Source organism: Leptolyngbya sp. Heron Island J (genome assembly GCF_000482245.1).
Classification (GTDB): domain Bacteria; phylum Cyanobacteriota; class Cyanobacteriia; order Phormidesmidales; family Phormidesmidaceae; genus Leptothoe.
The window spans coordinates 19745-41275 of the sequence record NZ_AWNH01000019.1 but is presented as its reverse complement, the minus strand read 5'-3'; the positions used below and the strand labels follow the sequence as shown (position 1 = coordinate 41275).

Sequence of the window (21531 nt, the reverse complement as noted above, 5' to 3'; positions counted from 1 at the left end):
ATGTACGCTTCACTTTATGCAGGCTAGAGCGTGGTGATAGCTTGATCTCAGTCGTTCAGTTCTTCTCTAGCTGCGCCCTATGTACAACGCCCAGAAAGATTGGTTAGGTGCATTTATGATTGCCGCTCTCGGTGCAGGCATCATTACCTCATTTGCCGTGAGCCAAGGTCAAAATCCCTTTGTCGGGCTCGGCATTACAGCCTTTGCTTCCACTGTCGCTGTACTTATTGATCATCTCTGCTAGCGAGAAAATGTGATTTCCTGTTCCAGCGATTGCTCCTGTCCAGCCAGCAGCTGTTGTAGCTGCTGGCTTTTTTATTTTTTATTGTAGATAGGATGACGGCAGAATATCAGGCAAACTGAACTTGCATAACCAAATCATCAAAGTCCATATCACCGCCACCCGGCAAATCTTCAAAACCAAAGGCGTTGTTGCCTAGAAGCCTGACGTGGTCTGCCCCATCGCTATTACCGGCAATATGCGTAAAGTAGATAGCTGGATCATTACTCACATCGCTATCTAGTAAGTCAGCAACAGTGCCATCCACGACTAAAAAGGTAGATAAAAGCTGCCCACCTAGAATCTCACTGGTATAGCGTGTGGCCTCGCCATTGGTGCCGGTTAACTCTAAGTTAACCCTTTGAGCTAAGGCTGCTGCACCATAGCCCTCATCGCCAGGGCTGAGTAATATCCCCAGAGCATCACGGACTTGACCTTGTTCATTTTCCACAACAAACAGACCGACCACATTATCTAATGCGGCTTCACGGTAAATATCAATGGTGGCTGTTAACGTCCCTGTCTGAGATCGTAAATCAATGAGTTCAGAGTCATTACTCAGACCTTGCAGACCTGCACCAATGGGCAAAGTCTCCTCCACAGCTATGGTATTAATCACTATTTGATCAAATGTTCCGCTTTGCCCCTGGCGAAACCCTGCCTGAATAGAACCATCACTCAAGGCCTGTAATTCGACCACATCTGTCTGGCCATCGAGCCCTGTGATGTTAATCGTGCCGCCCGTGCCACGGCGCAAACTATCTAAGCTACCGTCATCGATAATGGCAAATTTCAGAATGCTACCAGCCGCTACGGTAAGCGTTTTTTGGGGTTCAAAGTCTGCAATATCTCCTGCTTCTAGAGTAGAAAAAACAACTTGCGCCGCATCTAGCACAGCCTCTAAGTAGCCAGCATCACTGGCGGTCAAACCATTGACTGCACCACTGGTATCTGTGGCAAACACAATGATCTCTCTGACCTGCTCAGATGCATTTTGACTAATGGAAATTTCAACAGATACATCGCCAGTGCCACCGACAAGCAGTCGTTCATCTTGGGAAGTCAAACTACTAGAACTACCAGGACCACCCGAAGACGTATCATTATCCTGATTGGTGACAGCTACTGCCGTTGGCACCAAAGCACTATAGCGAGTATCTGTACTAGTCACATCGGTATTGATGATATAAGCAACATCGCCATCATCATCGGTGTCATCAACGCCAGTAATGGTGACTGTTTGGGGTTGGTCCCAATTAGCTGTAGAAAACGTAATGTTAGGGATAACCGTCCCTTCAGTAGGATCATTACTCGTGAAAGTTAAGCTGACCACATCACTCGGTTGACTGGTCAGGACTGCTGTAAAGGTGGCGGTTGCGCCTGCCTCTGTCGTCACAAGACCTGTGGTTGGCGTAATTGTAATACCGACAGGCGCAACTGAACCTTCTACAGCGCCAATATCCACCGTAGTGCCGACTGATCGAGCAAACGGAACACCTCGCTGGTCAACGGAAATAGCCTCTGCAACATTGCCATCATCATCTAGGTCAAACGCATCGGCAGGAACAGTACCGGCAGTACCGGCATCAATGACTGGACTACCCACTAATGGAGCATGGGTTTGAGTAAAGCCACCGTTGGCTTGCAAGGTGTCCAACTGTGGATCAAGGGGAGTGACAGCACTACCTACCTGATCACCATTACTACCGTTAGTCAGGCCAGGCGTGGAATCGCCATTGCCAATCAGGTTATTACCAGCCGTTGTAGTGGAACCAGCACCAATAAAGAAGTTGATGTCAACGATGTCATCATTATCAACATTGGCCGCAATAATACTGTTAGTGACTGTTACAACACCAAAATTTGCGACGCCACCACCCGTATTATTCGGCTGTGCACTAACATTTTGAGACTCATTATTAGTAATAGTGCTATTGGCAATAGTAGCCGTTGCACGACCGATCACGATCCCTGGCGCTACCACATTAACGGTATTTGAAAGACCACCACCGCTTTCGGAAGCAATATTACCGCTGAGGGTACTATTCGTTAAATCTAGAATGCCGTCGTTACGAACGCCACCACCATTACGTGCCGTGTTGCCACTGAAAGTGCTGTTAATAATCGTGACGGATGCACCAGAGGCATTTAAAAGGCCACCACCACCGCTCGTGGTTGTAGTGCCAATGGATGTATTGTTGATGACACTACTATTGATAATGACTAACTCACCATTATTGCGAATCCCACCACCATCATCTGCAGCCTGGTTATCGCGAATAATTGTGTTCTGTAGTCTTAGCTTGCCACCCCCTTGATTGTAGACACCCCCACCATCGTCAACGGCATCTCCTCCTTGAATAATGACACCGTCAATTAGCGCCTCATTCGCAGTGCTCTGGGCGGTGACAACCGTATTATTGTCGCCATTACCATCAATAATTGTTTGATTAGCCTGCCAATCCCGCTGGTTACGGGTGGCTTCGGTACCATCAAAACCACCATAAAGTTGAACGGCTTGATTGACGGTAAAGGTATCCGCAGGGTTATTTCCGGGACTATAGGTCCCTTGAGCTAACCAAATCTCGTCTCCAGCATTAGCGCTTGCCAAGGCTGTCTGCAAACTAGTGGCCGTTCCCCAAGAATCACCATTGTTGGTATTAGGCGCATTCGCTTGAACGTAAAAAATAGCCATAATTTGCGATCGCAGTTAACTAGATTTAATGAATCGGACTGGCAATTTCAGGCAAGGGTTCCACTTAATGAAACTCTTAGGTCTTTACCTGGAAAGGGTTATACGCGTTTGTAACGCTTGCAATCAGCGCCCAAACCCCAAAACATCCGTCTTAGAGTACCAACATCTATCAAGAAAATATCTATTCGGAAAAAAGCCGGTGATGTAAACATCACCGGCTCAAAAACGTGCTGTATGGAGAAACGCCTCTCGCAGACAGAGACTAGCTCAAGGCTTCTAGATAATCACGAATACGATTGCGTCGCTTAGGCTGACGCAGTTTTTGCAGTGCCTTAGATTCAATTTGGCGAACTCGCTCTCGAGATAGTTCCAAGGTGCGACCAATCTCAGCTAAGGAGTAAGGCACACCATCGCCCAAACCAAATCTTAGACGAATGACTTCTTGCTCACGTGTGGTCAAGTCAGCTAGAAGCTGATGTAAATCACGACGCAGAGCATCACGAACCGCCAGCTCTTCAGGAGATAAGGCATCAGTCTCTAGAAGGTCGCCCAGTTCTGTATCCCGCTCTTTACCAACTTTGGTCTCTAGGGAAATAGATCGGGGCACCTTGAGAAGCACCTCACGCACTTGAGGTGCGGTCATCTTTAGCTCGCGAGCGATATCTTCCACAGTGGCTGTTCGCCCTTTGGTTTGGGAGATCTTGCGTTGAGCTTTCTTGATTTTATTGAGCTTTTCGGTGATATGAACCGGCAGACGAATCGTGCGGCTCTGGGTTGCGATCGCCCGAGTAATGCCCTGGCGAATCCACCAATAAGCATAGGTGCTAAATCGATAGCCCTTAGTGGGATCAAACTTCTCAACCGCACGCTCCAAGCCTAAAGTACCTTCCTGAATTAAGTCTAGAAGCTCCAGACCTCGATTTTGATACTTTTTAGCCACCGACACAACCAGGCGCAGGTTCGCCTTAATCATGTGCTCTTTGGCGCGAATTCCTTCATGACACGCTTCGTCTAGCGCTTGAACAGACATGCCAACTAGCTCAGCCCACTGACGTTTACCCGCCTGCAAGGTTGGCTTCAAATCGGCAGACGCAATGTCACACTCTTTAGCTAAGCGCTCTAGAGAAGGACGATGACCCAATTGAGCCGCCATGCGATCGCGAGTTTCCAACAGCAGTTCATAGGTCGCTAAAATTCCACTTTCAGCCGCAGCCGCTTCTTTACGCTGCTCTAAAAGACTCATATAGCTTTGGACCAGCTGAGCTTCAGCTACTTCCTCGTCTCGCTCTAGCAGACGTACGCGTCCAATTTCTTGTAGATAGAGACGAACCAAATCAGTTGTACGGCGTCCGGGGGCAACCGCTAATTTATCAACGTCTAAATTATCTACAGCGCCATCATCATCCTTCGACAGCAGCATTTTAATATCAGTATCGCTAGGCTCTTCCTTCACAGGATCGGTAGTAGCGAGAGCAACAGAGCTGGGGGCTGTCAAATCAGCATCTGCAGTGGTTTGATAAGACGTTGCATCCATAACCATGGGCGGTGTAGCTTTAAGAACAGTCAAGGCCGTCTAGCCCTCGTAGATGTAGTGTGCCCGAGCCAATAGAGCGGTAAACAACCGCAAAATTGGGAATTTGCTCCAAGCACGAGTGTGAACCTTGTGAGCTAGACTGACGCACCCATACTTAGCGTAGAGTGACGGTGGTAAACCCCAAGTGACTCACATCAAGGTGACTCTGAGATCTACATCACTCAGCAAGGCTATTCCCGATCGGCAACATCTAAGATTGCGTCGAGGGCCATATCTAACTAAATATCAACCGCTGTCAAACAGCCTGATCAGGATTAGTCCAGGTTTTTCAGTGGCACAGTTTTATTGGAAAAATCCTGACGTATGTAGCCCTCAAAACACTGAATTACGATGGATAGCAAGATTTTTGAGAACCTCCACAACGCCCAGGGAGCAAGCAAACGTATCCAAAATCTCACCAGAAGTTTATACGCATCAGTGGTTTGATTACATTTACTTTACGTATAGCCAGTTAAACTAGCTGGCCCCATGCATTAAATCAGCTTTCGTCAATCACGGCTTTGCGATCGAGTAGCAACAGCTCTCGCAACTGATCTGTATCTAGTTCCGTTAACCACTGTTCACCAGCACCTACAACCTGCTCGGCCAGAGCCTTTTTATTTTCGATCATGTCGTTAATGCGCTCCTCCAAAGTGCCGCTGCACACAAACTTATGTACCTGGACATTGCGGGTTTGCCCAATCCGAAAGGCGCGATCAGTCGCTTGATTTTCCACAGCCGGGTTCCACCAGCGATCAAAGTGGAATACATGGTTGGCACGGGTCAGATTAAGACCGACACCACCAGCCTTGAGGGAAAGAATAAATAGTTTTGGTCCGTTAGGATCTTGCTGGAAGCGATCCACCATAGCTTCACGAGCAGGCTGAGAGGTACTGCCGTAGAGAAATAGAGCCTCCTCGCCCAGATACTCTTTTAAGTGCATCTGGAGCAGATTTCCCCATTCAGCAAATTGGGTAAAAATTAGGGCTCGATCACCTTCCGAGATCACTTCTTCAAGCATCTCGTTCAGACGCTGCAGCTTAGCAGAACGGCGCTGTTTACCTAGAGATGCCTGTTTGAGATATTGAGCGGGATGATTACAGATCTGCTTAAGTTTGACCAGCAAGCCTAAAATCATGCCCCGCCGCTTAACACCGTCTGCCTCATCAATATCAACTAAGGCCTCATCCACAGCTTTTTGATACAGTCTCGCTTGTTCAGCAGACAGTCCACAGAACACTGTCATTTCCTGTTTTTCAGGCAAGTCTTGAATAATGCTGCGATCCGTCTTCAAACGTCTGAGGATAAAGGGTTGGACCAAACCTCGCAGGGTCCGTAGCGAATCGGTATCACCATAACGCTCAATTGGGGTGGCAAAGCGCCGCTGAAAGAAGTTTTTGGGGCCTAAATAATTGGGATTCAGAAAATCCATGATGGACCACAGTTCAGACAACCGATTCTCCACTGGAGTACCGGTTAAAGCAATACGAAAATCGCTTTCTAACTCCCGTACAGCCTTGGATTGTTTAGCATCCGAGTTTTTAATATTCTGCGCTTCATCCAACACCAATCCTTGCCATTCCACCCGCTTAAGTTCTTTAAGGTCACGATGGGCCAGGGTATAGCTCGTGATGATCAAATTTGTTCCTCGAGCTTGCTTAACAAACGTCATGCCCTTGGGGCGTTTATCCCCGTGGTAAACCAGCGTTGTGAGGTCAGGTCCAAAACGCTTAACTTCCCGCTGCCAGTTACTCAGCACCGATGTTGGGCAGATCAGTAAGACTGGTTTAGATAACACATCCTGCTGTTTGAGATTAAGCAGAAAAGCAATGAGCTGAATGGTTTTACCCAAACCCATATCATCGGCCAGACAGGCTCCTAAGCCCCATTGCTCTAGAAATGAAAGCCAGGAAACGCCTCGTGCCTGGTAAGGACGAAGCTTGCCCTCAAATCCATCAGGTTCATCAATCTCTTCCAGGCTTTGGTTACCGGTTGTCAGGGTTGTAATCAGCTCGTCTAGCTTGCCTGATGCCTGAAAAGACACCACGGGCAATTTATCAATCAGCTGTCCATCACCACTGCTGATGCGTAATACTTCTTCGACAGACAGCTTATTTTTTGTTTGGCGACTCGTAAAGAAAGACTGCGCGGCTTTAACATCTTGAGGACGCAGTTCTACCCACTGGCCGTTAACCTCTACAAGAGGAGTTTGCTGGGCAATTAACTGTTCAAACTCGCTTTGACTAACATTTTGCCCCCCAATAGAAAGTTCCCACTCAAAATTGAGCAGACTTTGTAACCCCAGGCGTTGCTGTTTGCGGGGAGGAGCCATCGCCTTAACACTTAAGCCTAACCGGCTGGCACTTGTCTTAGTCGGATCGACCAGATTCTCCGGCAGAGTTACTCCAAAACCATTATCCTGCAGACGATTCGTCGTGGCTTTGATAAATTCAAAAGCCTGAATCGGATCGAGGGTGCAAGCTCTTGGACAGGGCTCTCCCAAGGTTTGTTTAATGGGCTCACACAGACGAGCAGCTCTTCCCAAACCGGCCAAGAGCTTTTCTTGGGGAGCTTCCACCGTACGCCCACGGTAGTTTAGCTGATCCACTGGGTGCTGCCAGATAGTTTGAGCATCAAGACAAAAGTTTTGATCGTCAGATGCCTCTAAGCCATAGTGCAACGTCCAATCCAGTTCGCCCGTGGGCGGAGGGAGCAGACGAAAACCCACATGTAATGAATCTAGAGAATCAGCGGTGAGGTTTTGTAGAGGTGCTGTCCAGGTATTAAGGGCTTCATTGAGACGAACTAACCCTGCTGGTGTAGATTCAAATCGCTTTTTCTTCTCCTGGGTCAGGGCGGCTATCCATTCACGCAGTGGTAAGTCTTTACTAAGAGGAGCAGTGGCAGGCAGGGGTTGCATCTGCGCTAACTCACACACCTTAGCCGATACTATGCTCCCCAGGAATTCTTGAAGTAACGGGGATGAGGGCTTTGGAAAATCAACGACCACTGGCAGATTAGTGGAGTCTGTACTTGATCTTTGATTAGATTTAGCTTTGGTCGTTTTAGTCTTTTTGGTGGTTTTGGATGTGGCGGCTTGATGAGGCTGCGGTTTGCAGGGTTGATAGAGCCGACAAACTAAAGGCATGAGATCGCAAAACTGCCGTAATCGAGCCTGATCAGTCGCACTGTTGAGTAATAACTGCCAGGTTGCGATCGCGCCGCTACCATCAGCACTGACCGTAGGCACAAACTTGCCACGTGCCATTAAATCCAGACTCCAACGCGCCATATGCGACCAGTAGCGCAGATCCCCACCAACCAAACCAGAACCAGCCCCCAAAGGTACCCCTGTCAATAATTTGAGAGCCGTCGCCGCAGGCAATAATACTCCCGACACCCGCCAAGGATAGAGTACAGTCGCTGCCTCTAGACTCTGTGCCTGTCCAGACAGCTGAGGATATCGCTGAGCATCTTCCAGTACCGTCGGCACTGACAGCACTTGCTCACACCAACGAGACTGAAGGCGCTCTAGCAATACACTCAAATCCCAACGACTTTCTGACGTCAGCAACGCTGGAAACTCATCCTTAGTTAAACAGTAAGGATGAGCTTCAACACGCCACTCACTGTCAGAGGTTTTCAGCCTGCGCCATGTCTCAGCCCACACAAAAAACCGCTGCTGTGTCGGGAGCCAACTTCCATGGAGAATCGCCATAATCAATGCTGCCTTCAGTACCGTCCAACATCCAGATGTAAAGAATTTAGAGCATCTAGCTCGTAGATGGAGAATCCCATCTACATCTCATATTTTTCATAGGCTGCCACAATGCGTTGCACCAGAGGATGGCGCACAACATCAGCCTTAGTCAATTCCGAAAATGCAATACCATCAACGTCTCTCAGAACCTTCATCGCCATCGATAGGCCTGATTGCCGCTCACTCGGTAAATCCGTTTGCGTAATATCGCCTGTAACCACCATTCGAGACTTAAATCCCAAACGCGTCAGCACCATTTTCATCTGTGCAGGCGTTGTATTTTGCGCCTCGTCTAAGATTACAAATGCATTACTAAGGGTTCGGCCACGCATATACGCCAGCGGAGCCACCTCAATAATGCCGCGTTCCATCAAACCAGGAATTCGCTCTGGGTCAATTAACTCATGCAGTGCATCATACAAAGGTCGCAAATAAGGATCGACCTTCTGCTGCAAATCACCTGGTAAAAMCCCTAAACGCTCMCCCGCCTCGACAGCAGGTCTAGTCAAAATCAATCGTTCATATTGCTGTTCTAGAATTGCCTGAACAGCCACCATAGCCGCCAAAAATGTCTTTCCAGTACCTGCTGGTCCAGTGCAAAAAATCAGATCGTTAGTACGCAAAAAACTGACATACTTACGCTGCCGAAAGGTCTTTGCTCGAATTGTCTCTCCCCGACGAGTACGGGCAATGACATCACCGTGTAACTGCCCCAGGTCATCTTCTCGATGAGTATCTAGAGCATGCACTGCCGTCGCCACATCAGCAACAGAGACTGTCTGTCCCTGGGACCAAATAGACTTCAGTGATGAAACCAAACGCTTAGAACGCTCAATCTGGTTTGGCGTCCCTGATATCAACAAAGTGGTACCCCGCATGACCAGCTTAGCCCCTGTCTGCTGGGAGATCCGTTTTACCGCATCCTCCCGATATCCGGACATGGCCATGGCCTGCTCAGCCGAATCAAATTCAAACGTAAAGGCACCTTCCATACAGCCAATCAATTCTGTGGCCACAGACATCTAGCATCTGCACCAAATACACCAGTTACTCAGCACCAAGACCTAACAATACGCCAGCGCTGCCTTAACCTTAATTACGTCTGGGATTCCTACTAGGCCCTGGCGGACGACCGCCGCTACGTCGTGGTCGTCCACCACCGCCGTTACGGCCACCACGCGGGCGACCACGATCCGAAGCACCCCCATTAGAGTCGTGAGATGATTCACCGTAAACATCCAAATGCACTGAACAGTTGTGTAGCGAACCTGTCGCCTTCAGTACTTTACGAATAGCTTGAATATTACGCCCCCCGCGCCCAAAGACACGACCTTTATCTTCACCATCAAAGGCTACCCGAACCCAGAGACGCTGACCATCCGACAACGGCTCAAAATCCAACCTCAACGCATCAGGAGACTCTAGAAAAGGAGTTACTAGAAATTTAACTAGGGCTTCAAAGTCAGGCACATCCGTCACTCACTAACAGCAGTAGCGCATACAGCAAATTGCAACTTAAAAAACTCATTCCTGCAGTTCAGATCATCAACTAGAAAAAAGCTCTTTCACCAAGCTAAAAAGTTGTAGACCCAAGGCAGAGAGAACCAACTACGTGCTCAGGCTAAGCCTTCAACTGCTCGTACACGTTAGCTTTTTCAAGGATACGCTGCACAGTCTTAGTGGGCTGAGCACCTTCCTTAAGGCGCTTCACAATAGCGGGCACCTCAAGTCGAGTTTCATCAGTTCTAGGATTATAGAAACCCAACTCTTCCAAAGGGCGACCATCACGACGATCTCGGCTATTCATAGCCACAATCCGGTAGCTCACCTCACGCTTTTTGCCGTAACGCTTCAGTCGCAGTTTGATCATAATTGTGTTGAAACGGTCTATCCGAAAGTTTTACATACATAAACATTGAGTAACAGCACTCACTCTAAAGTGCTGGAGCACAGCGGCTTCCAAACAGAAAGAACAACGACCGTACTCACCCGAAGCATCTAATTCTATCACCACTTAGAACCATCGGCACTGCTGCCGCAAGATTGCAGCAGCATCCGCGCGCCTCTCTTTTATCTGTGAGGTCACATCAAGACGTAAACCCTTGCAGCTAGATCAACGGGGCTATTAATCTTCGTGATCATCAAACGGATCAGCCAGCTGCTTGGAAGGGGGGCCAAATGCTGTATATACAGCCAACCCGGTAAAGGCGATGACGACAGCGCCCACCGAAATAATAAGAACTGTTGCAGAATCCATAGGATCGTTTAAGGCTTAGAGGATGTAAAATCTATGATATTACAGAATATAAAGTGACCTTAAGGTACTTACGCCCATGGCACAGCAAACTCGGTTGGGAAATCTTCTTAAACCTTTGAACTCTGAATACGGTAAAGTCGCCCCCGGCTGGGGTACTACTCCTTTAATGGGAGTATTTATGGCGCTTTTCCTTGTTTTCTTACTCATCATTCTGCAGCTTTACAATAACTCTATTCAAATTCAGGGAGTTGACGTGGATTGGCGTGGCTTAAGCTTCTAGGCCAATTTCATGAGTACATGGAATGTTGAAGTGCTGAGGCATTGAGACAACGCCGTGGAAATTTGAAAGCTATTGGAGGGGATAGGTTCGCTAGCCTATCCCCTTTACTAGTAATGTGTTGAAAGACTAGTCACGAATGCCATAGCGGTCAGGCTATTTTTGGAGCAAACGTTCACAGCAGTCAATATCGGCGGGAGGTTTACCTGTAATGAATATTTTTGGCATTGGTCTGCCAGAGATGGCTCTAATTATGATGGTTGCCTTGTTGGTATTTGGCCCCAAAAAGCTACCTGAAATAGGTCGTAGCCTGGGTAAGGCTATCAAAGGATTTCAGGACGCTTCTAAAGAGTTTGAAGACGAATTTAAGAAAGAAGCTGCTCGCATCGAGAAAACTGTTGCTGAGCCAATGAAAGCAACTTTGGAAAAAGCTGAACCAAAAGCACTTCAGCCAGAGCCCGAAACAGCTGATGAAAGTCAGGTAACCGAGAATGACTCCAACATCGCTACTGATAAGACTGCCTAGACGCAGTTACCTTGCTTAATCATCTCGGTCTTCAGATTATATTTTGCTAGAGGCCAGTGGCTATTCTGCAAAGTTGTACAGGGCTTATTGCTTAACTTTTTAGCTTGGGTATCAGTGCTCTGACAAAATGCTGCCAAGACATAAGTTATAAAAGCTTCAGGCACTAGGATGGCGACTACAAATACTGATTCTCTACCAGCGCCAAAATTGCTAGTTGGACTGGGTAATCCTGGCCAAAAGTATGCGCGTACACGGCACAATATTGGCTTTGAAGTCATAGATAGCCTGGCCAAGAGTTGGGCAATACAACTAACCAATCATAAGCGGTTCCACGGGAGTGTCGGCGAAACTCGTACTGCGGCGGGTGATCGTCTTATTTTGCTCAAGCCCAACACATATATGAATCGATCTGGTCAGGCGGTGCGAGCTGTCGTTGATTGGTACAAGTTATCACCAAGTGATGTGCTGATCATTTATGACGACATGGACCTACCTATAGGCAAACTGCGTCTGCGCCTGTCAGGTTCAGCCGGTGGGCATAATGGAATGAAATCAATTATTTCTCACCTGGGCACCCAAACCTTTCCTAGACTACGCTTGGGAATCAGTCGGGCTAATAACTTAGAAAGCCAGGCCAATCAGGTCGTTGTAGGGCATGTTCTTGGTAAATTTGCCCCAGATGAGCGCAAGGTGATGGATGCCGCTGTCAATCTTGCAGACGAGGCCATAGAGTTTAGCTTACGTAAAGGTATCGAACGAGCCATGAGTCTTTACAATGGGCGAGAGGTTGAGGTTTAGATGCAGCCAAACTCATCTATCTTGACGATCAACACCTAACACTAGGGTCCTATTACTGTAATGAGTCGTGGCTAAGGTAAAAGGGAAGCAGATAGCTCCTAAAGTCCTTGTGATTCTGAATGGAAAAGGGGGCGTAGGCAAAACAACCACTGCCGTTAATTTGGCTGCAATTTTTGCAGAAGATCGGCGCGTCTTATTGATAGATAGCGATCTCCAGCGGTCTGCAACTTGGTGGTTGGAGCGGGTACATCAGGCATTTGATTTTTCTCACGAAACCGATATCGCAATGCTGGAGCAGCTGAAGACCCTTGCTGACTACGAACTAATTGTGATCGATACGCCACCAGCGCTACACTCTAATTCCTTAGGTGCTGTAATCCAATTGGCAGATTATCTACTATTGCCTACACCACCAGCGCCAATGGACGTGACCGCATTGATCACAACTGTTAAAACGATTGTTCAACCCTCTGGGGTTTTTCACCGGGTATTGCTGACAAAGGTTGATTCCCGTAGTTTAAAGGAAGCGCAAGAAGCTCAAATCATGCTGGAGGAGCTAGATATTTCGGCTTTTCAAACATACATACGGACTTATAAAGCCCACGAACGAGCTGCTATGGAAGGTTGCGCTATCAGTCAATGGAAAGGGCCAAATGCTCAGGAAGCACAGGCCGACTACTATCGAGTTGCTGCTGAAGTTCTCAGGGACTGGAAAAGATTATGACAAAAAAACGCATTGCCGACCTGCTCAAAGAAGAAGTCAAAAAATCGAACGAGGCTGCAGAAGCTCCAGTAGAAGACGTATCTCAGGAAACCCAGACAAGCTCCGACACACCCAAGAAAGCAGCTACAGGGACAGGTCGGACAAGGAAACGTACAAGCAAAGCATCAACTACATCCAAAGCTCCTACTGGAAAGGCTAGCAACACAGTGGCCCTGGAAAAGCAGATAGCTGATTTAGAAGGGGCTCTCAAACAGGCTCAGGAACAGATTGTTGAGCTACAGGATGATCTGAAAACTCATCAAGCTCGGATCTTTGAACTCAAGGATGATTTAGACGCGGCACAAAAGGCCACAGTAGAAAAAACTGATGCACTGACCAAGGCTACTGAAGAACTTGAAACCGCCAAGGATACAATTCGGCAGATCACAGCCCAAAAAGAGGAGACTCCTGAGCCAGAAGCCACACCACCCAAAGTTATCCATGGGGCTGATCTAGCGACTAACCGCAATACGTTAAGTTTACGCAATCGCCCCAGCGGATACAAAGCTATTCCAGAATATGCCATCCAACGAGGCGAACAGAATAGTATGCTCTCTGATGATGATATTGGCTGGGTTGATTAAGGAGGCAAAGCTACTCCTGATAAACTCTCGTGGCATTTCTTTACAGTTGAATAACGGGTTGATAATCTACTACTCTCATCATTTACCCTGGCAGAAGCAATTGCGCAGAGGAATAGATTATGGAAGTGAGAGCCGCTGTTGCTCATCAGGCTGGTCAACCCCTAACAATAGAAACGCTGACGTTAGATGGGCCGAAAGCTGGTGAAGTGTTGGTTGAGATCAAGGCTACAGGTGTTTGTCACACTGATGCTTATACCCTTTCAGGTAAAGATCCAGAAGGCTTATTTCCAGCCATTTTGGGGCATGAAGGAGCTGGTGTAGTTGTTGACGTAGGTGATGATGTCAAAAGCCTGAAGCCTGGCGATCATGTCATCCCTCTCTATGTGCCGGAGTGCCGTGCCTGTGAGTATTGTTTGAGCGGTAAAACCAACCTATGCCAGGCGATTCGAAGTACTCAAGGTCGCGGGCTCATGCCCGATGGCACTCGTCGCTTTCGGTTGGGAAATGAATCGATTTATCACTACATGGGGACCTCAACGTTTGCCAACTATACCGTTGTACCTGAGATCGCCCTAGCTAAAATTCGAGAAGATGCCCCCTTTGATAAGGTTTGCTACGTTGGCTGCGGGGTCACAACGGGAATTGGGGCTGTGATTAATACTGCCAAGGTAGAGCCAGGTGCCAATGTAATCGTATTTGGACTGGGGGGTATTGGCCTGAATGTGATCCAGGGCTGCCGTTTGGTGGGGGCAGACATGATTATTGGGGTCGATCTTAACCCTGGGAAAAAAGCCCTAGCAGAAAAGTTTGGCATGACCCATTTTGTCAATCCCCAAGACGTGGATGGAGATTTAGTCCCTTACCTGGTGGATTTAACCAAAGGTGGGGCTGACTATACCTTTGAGTGCATTGGCAATGTGCAGGTGATGCGCCAAGCATTAGAGTGCTGCCATAAGGGCTGGGGTGAAAGCATCATCATCGGTGTAGCTGCCTCAGGTCAGGAAATTGCAACGCGCCCGTTTCAATTAGTCACGGGACGAGTGTGGAAAGGTACGGCGTTTGGTGGAGCCAGAGGCCGTACCGATGTTCCTAAAATTGTGGATTGGTATATGAATGGCAAGATCAACATTGACGACCTGATCACCCACACTTTTCCACTTGAGCAAATTAACGAGGCTTTTGATGTGATGCATACAGGCCAGTCAATTCGCAGTGTCGTAACTTTTGATTAATCTGGCTGCGGACGCCTTGTGAAAAACTGCCAAGAACCAACCAACCCCATCATCATGAGTCCAAGGCTGACGGAGGGTTCTGGTAGCTGTGGTGGTTCTTCAGTCGTATGGTCATCCCACTGTAAATCTGCAATGGCTCCACTAACCCCGTTGTACTGAAATTTGATTTTCTGGACCGTAGCTTCGTCGAACTTAAACTCAAACATTGAGTTATCGTCACGCTTATTACCGACTTGGGTAATAGTGACATCGATATCTTCGCCCAGACCGTTGGTATACGAATGGGTCAGGGATTTACCCTGACTTTTGGTGTGATCCGGATTGGTATAGGTATCTGCAAATCGTCTAATTAGATCGTCGACATTAATATCTAGAACTTTCTTATCATCGGCATTTTTGCCAATGACACGGACTTGAGTACCGGCAGCATCTCCAAAGTTATCGTCGATATCGAGCAAGGAAAACTTTTGAAACCCAATTTCTTGCTCAAATTTGAACCAAACATGACCGCCTTGTGCCTCATCATCAGGTTTATGCAGGTTATAGCTGCCATTGTTATATTCCTGAATGATGAGGGCATTGCCTTGGTTGACGGTGCCCCAGGTTGTGCCAGTACGCAAATCGTTGTCTGCCCCAGACTTACTGGTGTCATAGAGCAGTAGAGGCGCATTATTATTACCAGTTTTGTAGTTTTTGCCGGTGATAGTGAGGCCCCAGTCCGCCCAATCATCATGAATTTGAGTACCTCCACTCAGGTCATTACCCAGGGCATCTTTTTCAAAATCTAGAACTCTTACTTTGGCGCTAGCAGGCGCGATCTCACCTGCTAAGAGAATAGTAGTTGCGATCGCAACCCTCAAAAATGCAGTCGACTTAGTCATCATCACAGACGAGTATCAAACAATACTTCATCAGTGATATCTCTACTTAGATGTCGACCACCTCAGTGATTTTGACATCTTCTTCAAGGCTTGATATTTAGCAAAAAACAGCGAGATTTCACGGAGTATAGTTTTGTACCCCTGACTCACCTACCCACTCTAATCATCCGTAAAAATACGGATATAAACAATAGCTACTCATACGAAATCCTGACTGATAGCGTCCGATATCAAAGGACACCCACAAGGGGATGCCCCTACAGAACCGTCCATTTTTAATCGGGTTTGATGAATTCGGATTTGGTATAAGACCTGAGCAACCGCAACCCAACTCTAATCACAGACAAAACCGCCCTAAATCTGATTGGCAGCAAACGTATCGCACTGCTCAATATCGCCCGTTGCTAAACCTTGATTAAACCACCGCATACGCTGGGCAGAACTACCATGAGTAAATGATTCCGGCACTACAAAGCCACGGGACTGTTGCTGCAAATGATCATCACCAATCTGACTAGCCGCATTGAGAGCTTCTTCAATATCACCGCTTTCAAGAATATCGCGGGCCTGATCAGCACGATTGGCCCACACACCGGCAAAACAGTCCGCTTGGAGTTCTAAGCGCACAGACAGTCGATTAGATTCAACTTCACTGGCACCACTTTGAAGCTGTCGAACCTGACTAGAAATACCTAAAACGTTCTGCACATGATGCCCCACTTCATGGGCAACGACATAGGCTTGGGCAAAATCCCCAGGAGCCTGGTGACGAGTTTTCAAATCATTATAAAAACTCAGATCAATATAAACTTTTTGATCAGCCGGACAGTAAAACGGCCCCATTGCAGCCTGGCCAAGACCACAGGCCGATTGCGTAGACCCAGAAAATAAAACTAAGGTAGGCTCAGGATAAGGCTGACCGAATTCCTCCTGGAAAATTTGCCCCCACGTATCCTCCGTATCGGCCAATACAACGGAGATAAAGTTAGCCAGTTCATCCTCAGTTGGCGATGTTTGCTGCTGTTGAGCAGGCGATTGGGTCGGTGGTGCAGCAACTTGATCCGAAATGGGGCCTGGATTTCCAGTTAGCATTGTCACAGCTGCAGCCAGCAACAAAGCACCTAAACCGCCCCCACCGACCACCAGAGAACTTGCACCGCCACGGCGATCGTCGATATTGCTACTGCGTCGCCCCGTTTTTTTCATAACTATCCTTTAGGTCTGTTGTAAAAGACTCAGATATTAAGAATTTAAAGGTAAGCACTAGGCACTTATTTCGGAATATACCATTGACATCTTTAGCTACAAATCAAACCAAGGAATCTCTTAGTATTCAGACAGCCACTAACCTTCTCGATCTACACGCTTAGTCAGTGCCGCAATATATCGATCAATACGGTGATCTTGTAAGCTACCTGAGATAATTCGCCAACTGAACCCAACCTTAAACCTGATCCGAGCATCGACATGACGGTAGTTTTGCCAACGACGGGGGAGTCCACAAACTACATCATTACCGTTTACAAACCGCCAGGTATTAGGAACACGGCGATTATAGGAGTCTGCAAAAGCCCGATTACCGACACGCGGGGCTCCGAATGTATAAACCTCGACTGAGACAGCTGGTGAAAAGTTGTATTGCAAATCCACAGCACACAATTTTGCCAAGGCCCCACCCAAACTATGTCCCGTCACAATCCAATGGGTGACTTCACTATGCTTAACGAGGGCGTGAAGTTGAGAGCGTACTGCTAGATAGGCTTTGGTAAACCCTGTGTGCATTTTCACACCAGCACTCGATTCTCCATAAACGTCAGGATAATCCAGCTGTTTATTATCAAGCACAGCATCGGTTACGGTAGACCACTGAGCAAAGTCTAAGTTCGTTAACCAATCACGATCAGCATTACTGCCACGAAAAACGACATAACCACACTGAGTATCAGGATCTTCTAGCAGAGCGACTTGAGTATCGGTTTCCTTAATATCAAAAAACTTAGGCACAATATCAGGCACAATACTGAAGCGCAGCCGAGCGTTCAAGTCTCGATAAACCTCGTTGGCGAGATGGGCACAGCGCAGAGCAGTTGTATTATCGAGTTGCTTAGTCATAATCCTTACAATTCAATTGCAAACCCCATGAGGTCAGTCTGCCTCATGAGGTTTGCATCTTGACCACTCGGTGATAAAAATTAAGTGTCTCCAGGTAAATGCTGCCACAGGAAGGAGTCAACATCAGCACTAGAGCTTGCTAGAACCTTCAATAGCGTTCCCCAAAATTTCAGATCATCAGGGAAACATGCAACATTAGGCACTGACGAGCGGTGCTGTCTTGGCTTGAAAATCAGCTGCTTTGAGAGCAGATACCGCTTCATCTGGATCCTTAACTCGGAATTGAGCGCCAAGACGAACCACTTGACGATGCCCTTGGTGAGTAATCATGGCAACTACGGGGACCTTAGCTTCGCGTTTATCCTCCCCTTGCTGATTTTGAATCACATTGCGTAAACGGTTTTGCTGGACAATATCGCCCGCAATGGATGGAGGCAGTTCAACGGTCACTAAGCGTACATCTTCAATCGGTTCAGCATCATCGATAATTAGCTGTACCTGATCATCTCGACGGTCGACCTTACCCCAAATCATTAATCGAGCATCAGCCTTGATATGCATGCCGATGCGGGCATAGGAACGCGGAAAAACAACCGCCTCAGCTTGGCCGCTAAGGTCTTCAATTTGTAGGATTGCCATACTGTCACCTTTTTTAGTGGTGATGGGTTTCATGGCACTGACCATAACAATCGCACTTAGAGTCAGTTTTTCGGGCTGTTCAGCGAGTTCAGCCAGACTAATGGGCGCTAGAATACGTGCCGGGCGCTGTATGGATTTAAGTGGATGATCAGAAATGTAGAAGCCTAGTAGCTCTTTTTCTAGACGTAGCCGTTCTTGTGGATCATAGTCTTCCATTGATGGGGCTTTGGGTGCAGCTTCGTAGGCGCTGGCATTGTTGTTCTGATTAGGCTTGCTAGTATCACCACCACCCAGCATCATGTCAAAGATATTGCCCTGGCCAATCTCACGATCCTTGGCACGGGACTGGGCCCAGTCGACAACAAATTCGAGATCTGCCATGAGCTGACGCCGATTGTTGTTGAGACCGTCTAGGGCTCCAGAGTGGATCAGCGCTTCTAGGGCACGGCGATTGACAGCACGAAGATCGATGCGATCGCACAGCTCCGGTAACGACCCAAATGGCCCCTCCTCAGCTCGGTTCTGCAAAATCGTCTCAATTGCACCCAGCCCTACATTTCGTACTGCCGACAAACCAAACAGAATGCTATTGTCTTCCGGCGTAAAGTCCACCCCTGAGCGGTTTACATCCGGCGGCAGCACCTCGATTCCCATGCTGACACAGTTAGCAATATGCATTTGTACTTTATCCTGATCGCCACTGATGGCAGTCAGCAGCGCCGCCATATATTCGACCGGATAATTCGCCTTGAGGTATGCCGTCTGGAACGTGACATAGCCATAGGCCATGGAATGACTCTTATTAAAGCAGTACTGAGCGAAGTTAACCATCTGGTCCCAGAGGGTTTCCACGGTTTTCTTAGGCACACCATTCGCGACAGAGCCCTCAATGAACTTGCCACGGTGCTTGTCCATTTCTGACTGTTTTTTCTTACCCATGGCGCGGCGTAGCAGGTCTGCCTCTCCTAGGGAATAACCCGCCATATCCTGGGCAATTTTCATGATCTGCTCCTGAAAGATCATGATGCCGTAGGTTTCTTCTAAAATCGGCTGAATGAGTTCGTGGGGATAGTCGATCTGTTCCCGACCATGCTTCCGGTTAATAAACTTGGGAATCAGTCCAGCATCTAGCGGGCCTGGGCGATATAGAGCCAAAACTGACGAAATATCATCCAATCCATCCGGTTTGAGGTCACGGACAATCTGCCGCATCCCCGAGGACTCCAGCTGGAAGACACCACCCAGCTCACCTCGCCCCAGTAACTTATAGGTTGTTGGATCATCGTAGGCCACCTTATCCATGTCGAGGGTTTTGCCTCGGGTTTGCTCCACATAATCCACTGCTTTTTGGATCATGGTGAGGTTGCGTAACCCCAAAAAGTCCATCTTTAGCAGACCCACGGCTTCCACATCTTCCATGTAGTACTGGGTAATGACTGCGCCGTCATTATTGCGCTGTAGCGGTACCAGTTCATCCAGGGGCTTAGCTGAGATCACCACCCCCGCCGCGTGCATGCCAAAGGTTTTGTTGGTGCCTTCAATGGTGATGGCCATATCCAGCCAGCGTTGGTAGGTGACTGCCGTTCCAGGGACCAGATCGCCGCTTTCATATTTCTCCTGAAATGCCTTTTCAGGGGTTTTCTCAGGATCAATCATCACCTTCAACTTGGCAGGTTTACCCCGAGCCACCGGGATCATTTTCGCCATTTTGTCGGATTCACCGTAGGGAATGTCTAACACACGGGCCACATCCTTAAGCACCGCTTTGGAGGTCATACGGTTAAAGGTAATAATCTGGGCGACATGGTCCTTACCATACTTTTCTGTCACATACTCAATTACCTGCTCCCGTTTTTCGATGCAGAAATCGGTATCGACGTCAGGCATAGACTTTCGTTCAGGATTCAGGAATCGCTCAAACAGCAAACCGTGGTGCACCGGGTCAATATTGGTAATACCCATGCAGTAAGCCACCAGAGACCCGGCTGCAGAACCTCGTCCTGGCCCCACCGGAATCTTGTTATCACGGGCAAACTTGATGTAATCCCAAACCACCAGGAAGTAGGTAGCAAACCCCATCTGGTGCATCATCTGGATTTCGTATTCCAGACGGTCTTGATATTCCTTGGGGACCTCCTCGTAGGAAGCAATCTCTAATCTTTCCAGCAAACCATCGCGGGAAACTTTAGCCATATAGGTTTCGCCGGTATGCCCCTCAGGCACTGGGAAATTTGGAATCTGTGGGTTGCCGAGGATATCGTATGCTTCGACTTTTTCCGCCACTCCCAGAGTATTGGCTACGGCTTCGTCGATGACGTCCTGGGGCAGATGATCGCGGAAAAGGCGACGCATTTCTTCTGCGGACTTTAGATACTCGGTGCCGCTGTAGCGTAGGCGCTTGTCTTCAGTAACGAGTTTGCCAGTTTGGATGCAGAGCAGTGCGTCGTGGGCTTCGACATCCACGCAGGAAATAAAGTGGGAGTCGTTGGTAGCGATGATTTTGATATCTAGCTCGCGGGCAATGCGAACGATTTCCACATTTACAATACGGTCTTCCGGCGAGCCGTGATCTTGGATTTCTAAGTAGTAGTCTTCGCCAAAGAGGTCTTTATACCACTTTGCTACACGATAGGCGACGTCCAGGCGATTTTGCATAATGGCCTGGGGGACTTCGCCACCGAGACAGGCACTGGTGACGATCAGCCCTTCGTGGTATTGCTCCAGCAGGTCTTTATTAATGCAGGGACGGGAAAAGATGCCACGACCTTGGACACCGTCCAGATGGGACTTAGTGGTGAGCTTAACCAGGTTTTTGTAGCCCTGGGTGTTTTTGGCCAGAATGACCTGGTGGTAGCGGGGGCGTTTTTCTTGCTTGGTGATATCCCCGTTGATCAAGTACATCTCATTGCCGATGATGGGCTTGATCCCTACTTTGTTGCAGGTTTTGATCAGCTCAATGGCCCCGTACATGACGCCATGATCGGTGAGGGCAATGGCGGGCATACCCATTTCGACGGCTTTTTCAGCCAGCGGTGTGAGCTGACTGGCTCCGTCGAGCAAGCTGTAATCGCTGTGGATATGCAAACCAACAAAGGACATAGCGTGCGCCTATTTTAGTACAAGTATACTCTATGGAGTTTGCTACCTGAAGCGT

At 48.1% G+C, this 21531-nt stretch carries 18 protein-coding genes; 7 read left to right on the top strand and 11 right to left on the bottom strand.

The window, feature by feature from the left end:
• Window positions 1-79: 79 nt before the first annotated feature.
• Complete coding sequence (locus N836_RS76970; RefSeq protein WP_006516763.1) at window positions 80-244, top strand: hypothetical protein; 165 nt, start codon at window positions 80-82, stop codon at window positions 242-244.
• A gap of 106 nt (window positions 245-350) precedes the next feature.
• Here the strand turns inward: N836_RS76970 and N836_RS45955 are convergent, their stop codons facing one another.
• The 7 genes from N836_RS45955 to psbN form a co-directional block, all read right to left on the bottom strand.
• Window positions 351-2975, bottom strand: coding sequence for a DUF4114 domain-containing protein (locus N836_RS45955; RefSeq protein ID WP_023071410.1), 2625 nt, complete (start codon window positions 2973-2975; stop codon window positions 351-353).
• Window positions 2976-3237: 262 nt separating this feature from the next.
• On the bottom strand, window positions 3238-4509 hold the full coding sequence (gene sigC, locus N836_RS45950; protein WP_031291900.1) for an RNA polymerase sigma factor SigC: 1272 nt from the start codon (window positions 4507-4509) through the stop codon (window positions 3238-3240).
• Between the two features lie 538 nt (window positions 4510-5047).
• Entirely contained in the window at window positions 5048-8266 is a 3219-nt protein-coding gene (locus N836_RS45945; protein WP_023071408.1) for a DEAD/DEAH box helicase, read from the bottom strand.
• 80 nt (window positions 8267-8346) lie between these two features.
• Window positions 8347-9330 (bottom strand): PhoH family protein, encoded by a 984-nt coding sequence (locus tag N836_RS45940; protein WP_023071407.1) that lies wholly within the window; start codon window positions 9328-9330, stop codon window positions 8347-8349.
• A 70-nt stretch (window positions 9331-9400) separates the two neighbouring features.
• Window positions 9401-9778, bottom strand: a complete 378-nt coding sequence (locus N836_RS45935) for a KH domain-containing protein (protein WP_235071043.1) — start codon at window positions 9776-9778, stop codon at window positions 9401-9403.
• Window positions 9779-9929: 151 nt separating this feature from the next.
• A complete protein-coding gene (gene rpsP / locus N836_RS45930; protein WP_023071405.1) occupies window positions 9930-10178 on the bottom strand; it encodes a 30S ribosomal protein S16 in 249 nt (82 codons plus the stop codon).
• Window positions 10179-10433: 255 nt separating this feature from the next.
• Window positions 10434-10565, bottom strand: a complete 132-nt coding sequence (psbN, locus tag N836_RS45925; RefSeq protein ID WP_023071404.1) for a photosystem II reaction center protein PsbN — start codon at window positions 10563-10565, stop codon at window positions 10434-10436.
• Between the two features lie 76 nt (window positions 10566-10641).
• Between psbN and psbH the strand changes: the two genes are divergently transcribed.
• From psbH to N836_RS45895, 6 genes are all read left to right on the top strand, one after another.
• On the top strand, window positions 10642-10845 hold the full coding sequence (gene psbH, locus N836_RS45920) for a photosystem II reaction center phosphoprotein PsbH (RefSeq protein WP_023071403.1): 204 nt from the start codon (window positions 10642-10644) through the stop codon (window positions 10843-10845).
• Between the two features lie 208 nt (window positions 10846-11053).
• Window positions 11054-11368 carry a TatA/E family twin arginine-targeting protein translocase gene (locus tag N836_RS45915; protein WP_023071402.1) on the top strand — a complete coding sequence of 105 codons (315 nt, stop codon included), beginning with the start codon at window positions 11054-11056 and terminating at the stop codon, window positions 11366-11368.
• A 168-nt stretch (window positions 11369-11536) separates the two neighbouring features.
• Entirely contained in the window at window positions 11537-12166 is a 630-nt protein-coding gene (pth, locus tag N836_RS45910) for an aminoacyl-tRNA hydrolase (RefSeq protein WP_023071401.1), read from the top strand.
• Between the two features lie 67 nt (window positions 12167-12233).
• The gene (locus N836_RS45905) at window positions 12234-12890 is read left to right on the top strand and encodes a ParA family protein (protein ID WP_031291896.1); all 657 of its coding nucleotides are present in this window, start codon (window positions 12234-12236) and stop codon (window positions 12888-12890) included.
• Entirely contained in the window at window positions 12887-13513 is a 627-nt protein-coding gene (locus N836_RS45900) for a hypothetical protein (protein WP_023071399.1), read from the top strand. Before N836_RS45905 ends, N836_RS45900 begins: the two co-directional genes overlap by 4 nt.
• Before the next feature lie 119 nt (window positions 13514-13632).
• Window positions 13633-14745 carry an S-(hydroxymethyl)glutathione dehydrogenase/class III alcohol dehydrogenase gene (locus tag N836_RS45895; RefSeq protein ID WP_023071398.1) on the top strand — a complete coding sequence of 371 codons (1113 nt, stop codon included), beginning with the start codon at window positions 13633-13635 and terminating at the stop codon, window positions 14743-14745.
• Here N836_RS45895 and N836_RS45890 read toward each other — a convergent pair.
• From N836_RS45890 to N836_RS45875, 4 genes are all read right to left on the bottom strand, one after another.
• Complete coding sequence (locus tag N836_RS45890; RefSeq protein ID WP_023071397.1) at window positions 14742-15629, bottom strand: hypothetical protein; 888 nt, start codon at window positions 15627-15629, stop codon at window positions 14742-14744. The genes N836_RS45895 and N836_RS45890 overlap by 4 nt on opposite strands.
• 351 nt (window positions 15630-15980) lie before the next feature.
• Window positions 15981-16832 carry a KPN_02809 family neutral zinc metallopeptidase gene (gene ypfJ / locus N836_RS45885; protein ID WP_023071396.1) on the bottom strand — a complete coding sequence of 284 codons (852 nt, stop codon included), beginning with the start codon at window positions 16830-16832 and terminating at the stop codon, window positions 15981-15983.
• A 138-nt stretch (window positions 16833-16970) separates the two neighbouring features.
• Window positions 16971-17738, bottom strand: a complete 768-nt coding sequence (locus tag N836_RS45880; RefSeq protein ID WP_023071395.1) for a lipase family protein — start codon at window positions 17736-17738, stop codon at window positions 16971-16973.
• Between the two features lie 195 nt (window positions 17739-17933).
• On the bottom strand, window positions 17934-21476 hold the full coding sequence (locus N836_RS45875) for a DNA polymerase III subunit alpha (RefSeq protein WP_023071394.1): 3543 nt from the start codon (window positions 21474-21476) through the stop codon (window positions 17934-17936).
• Between the last annotated feature and the right edge of the window lie 55 nt (window positions 21477-21531).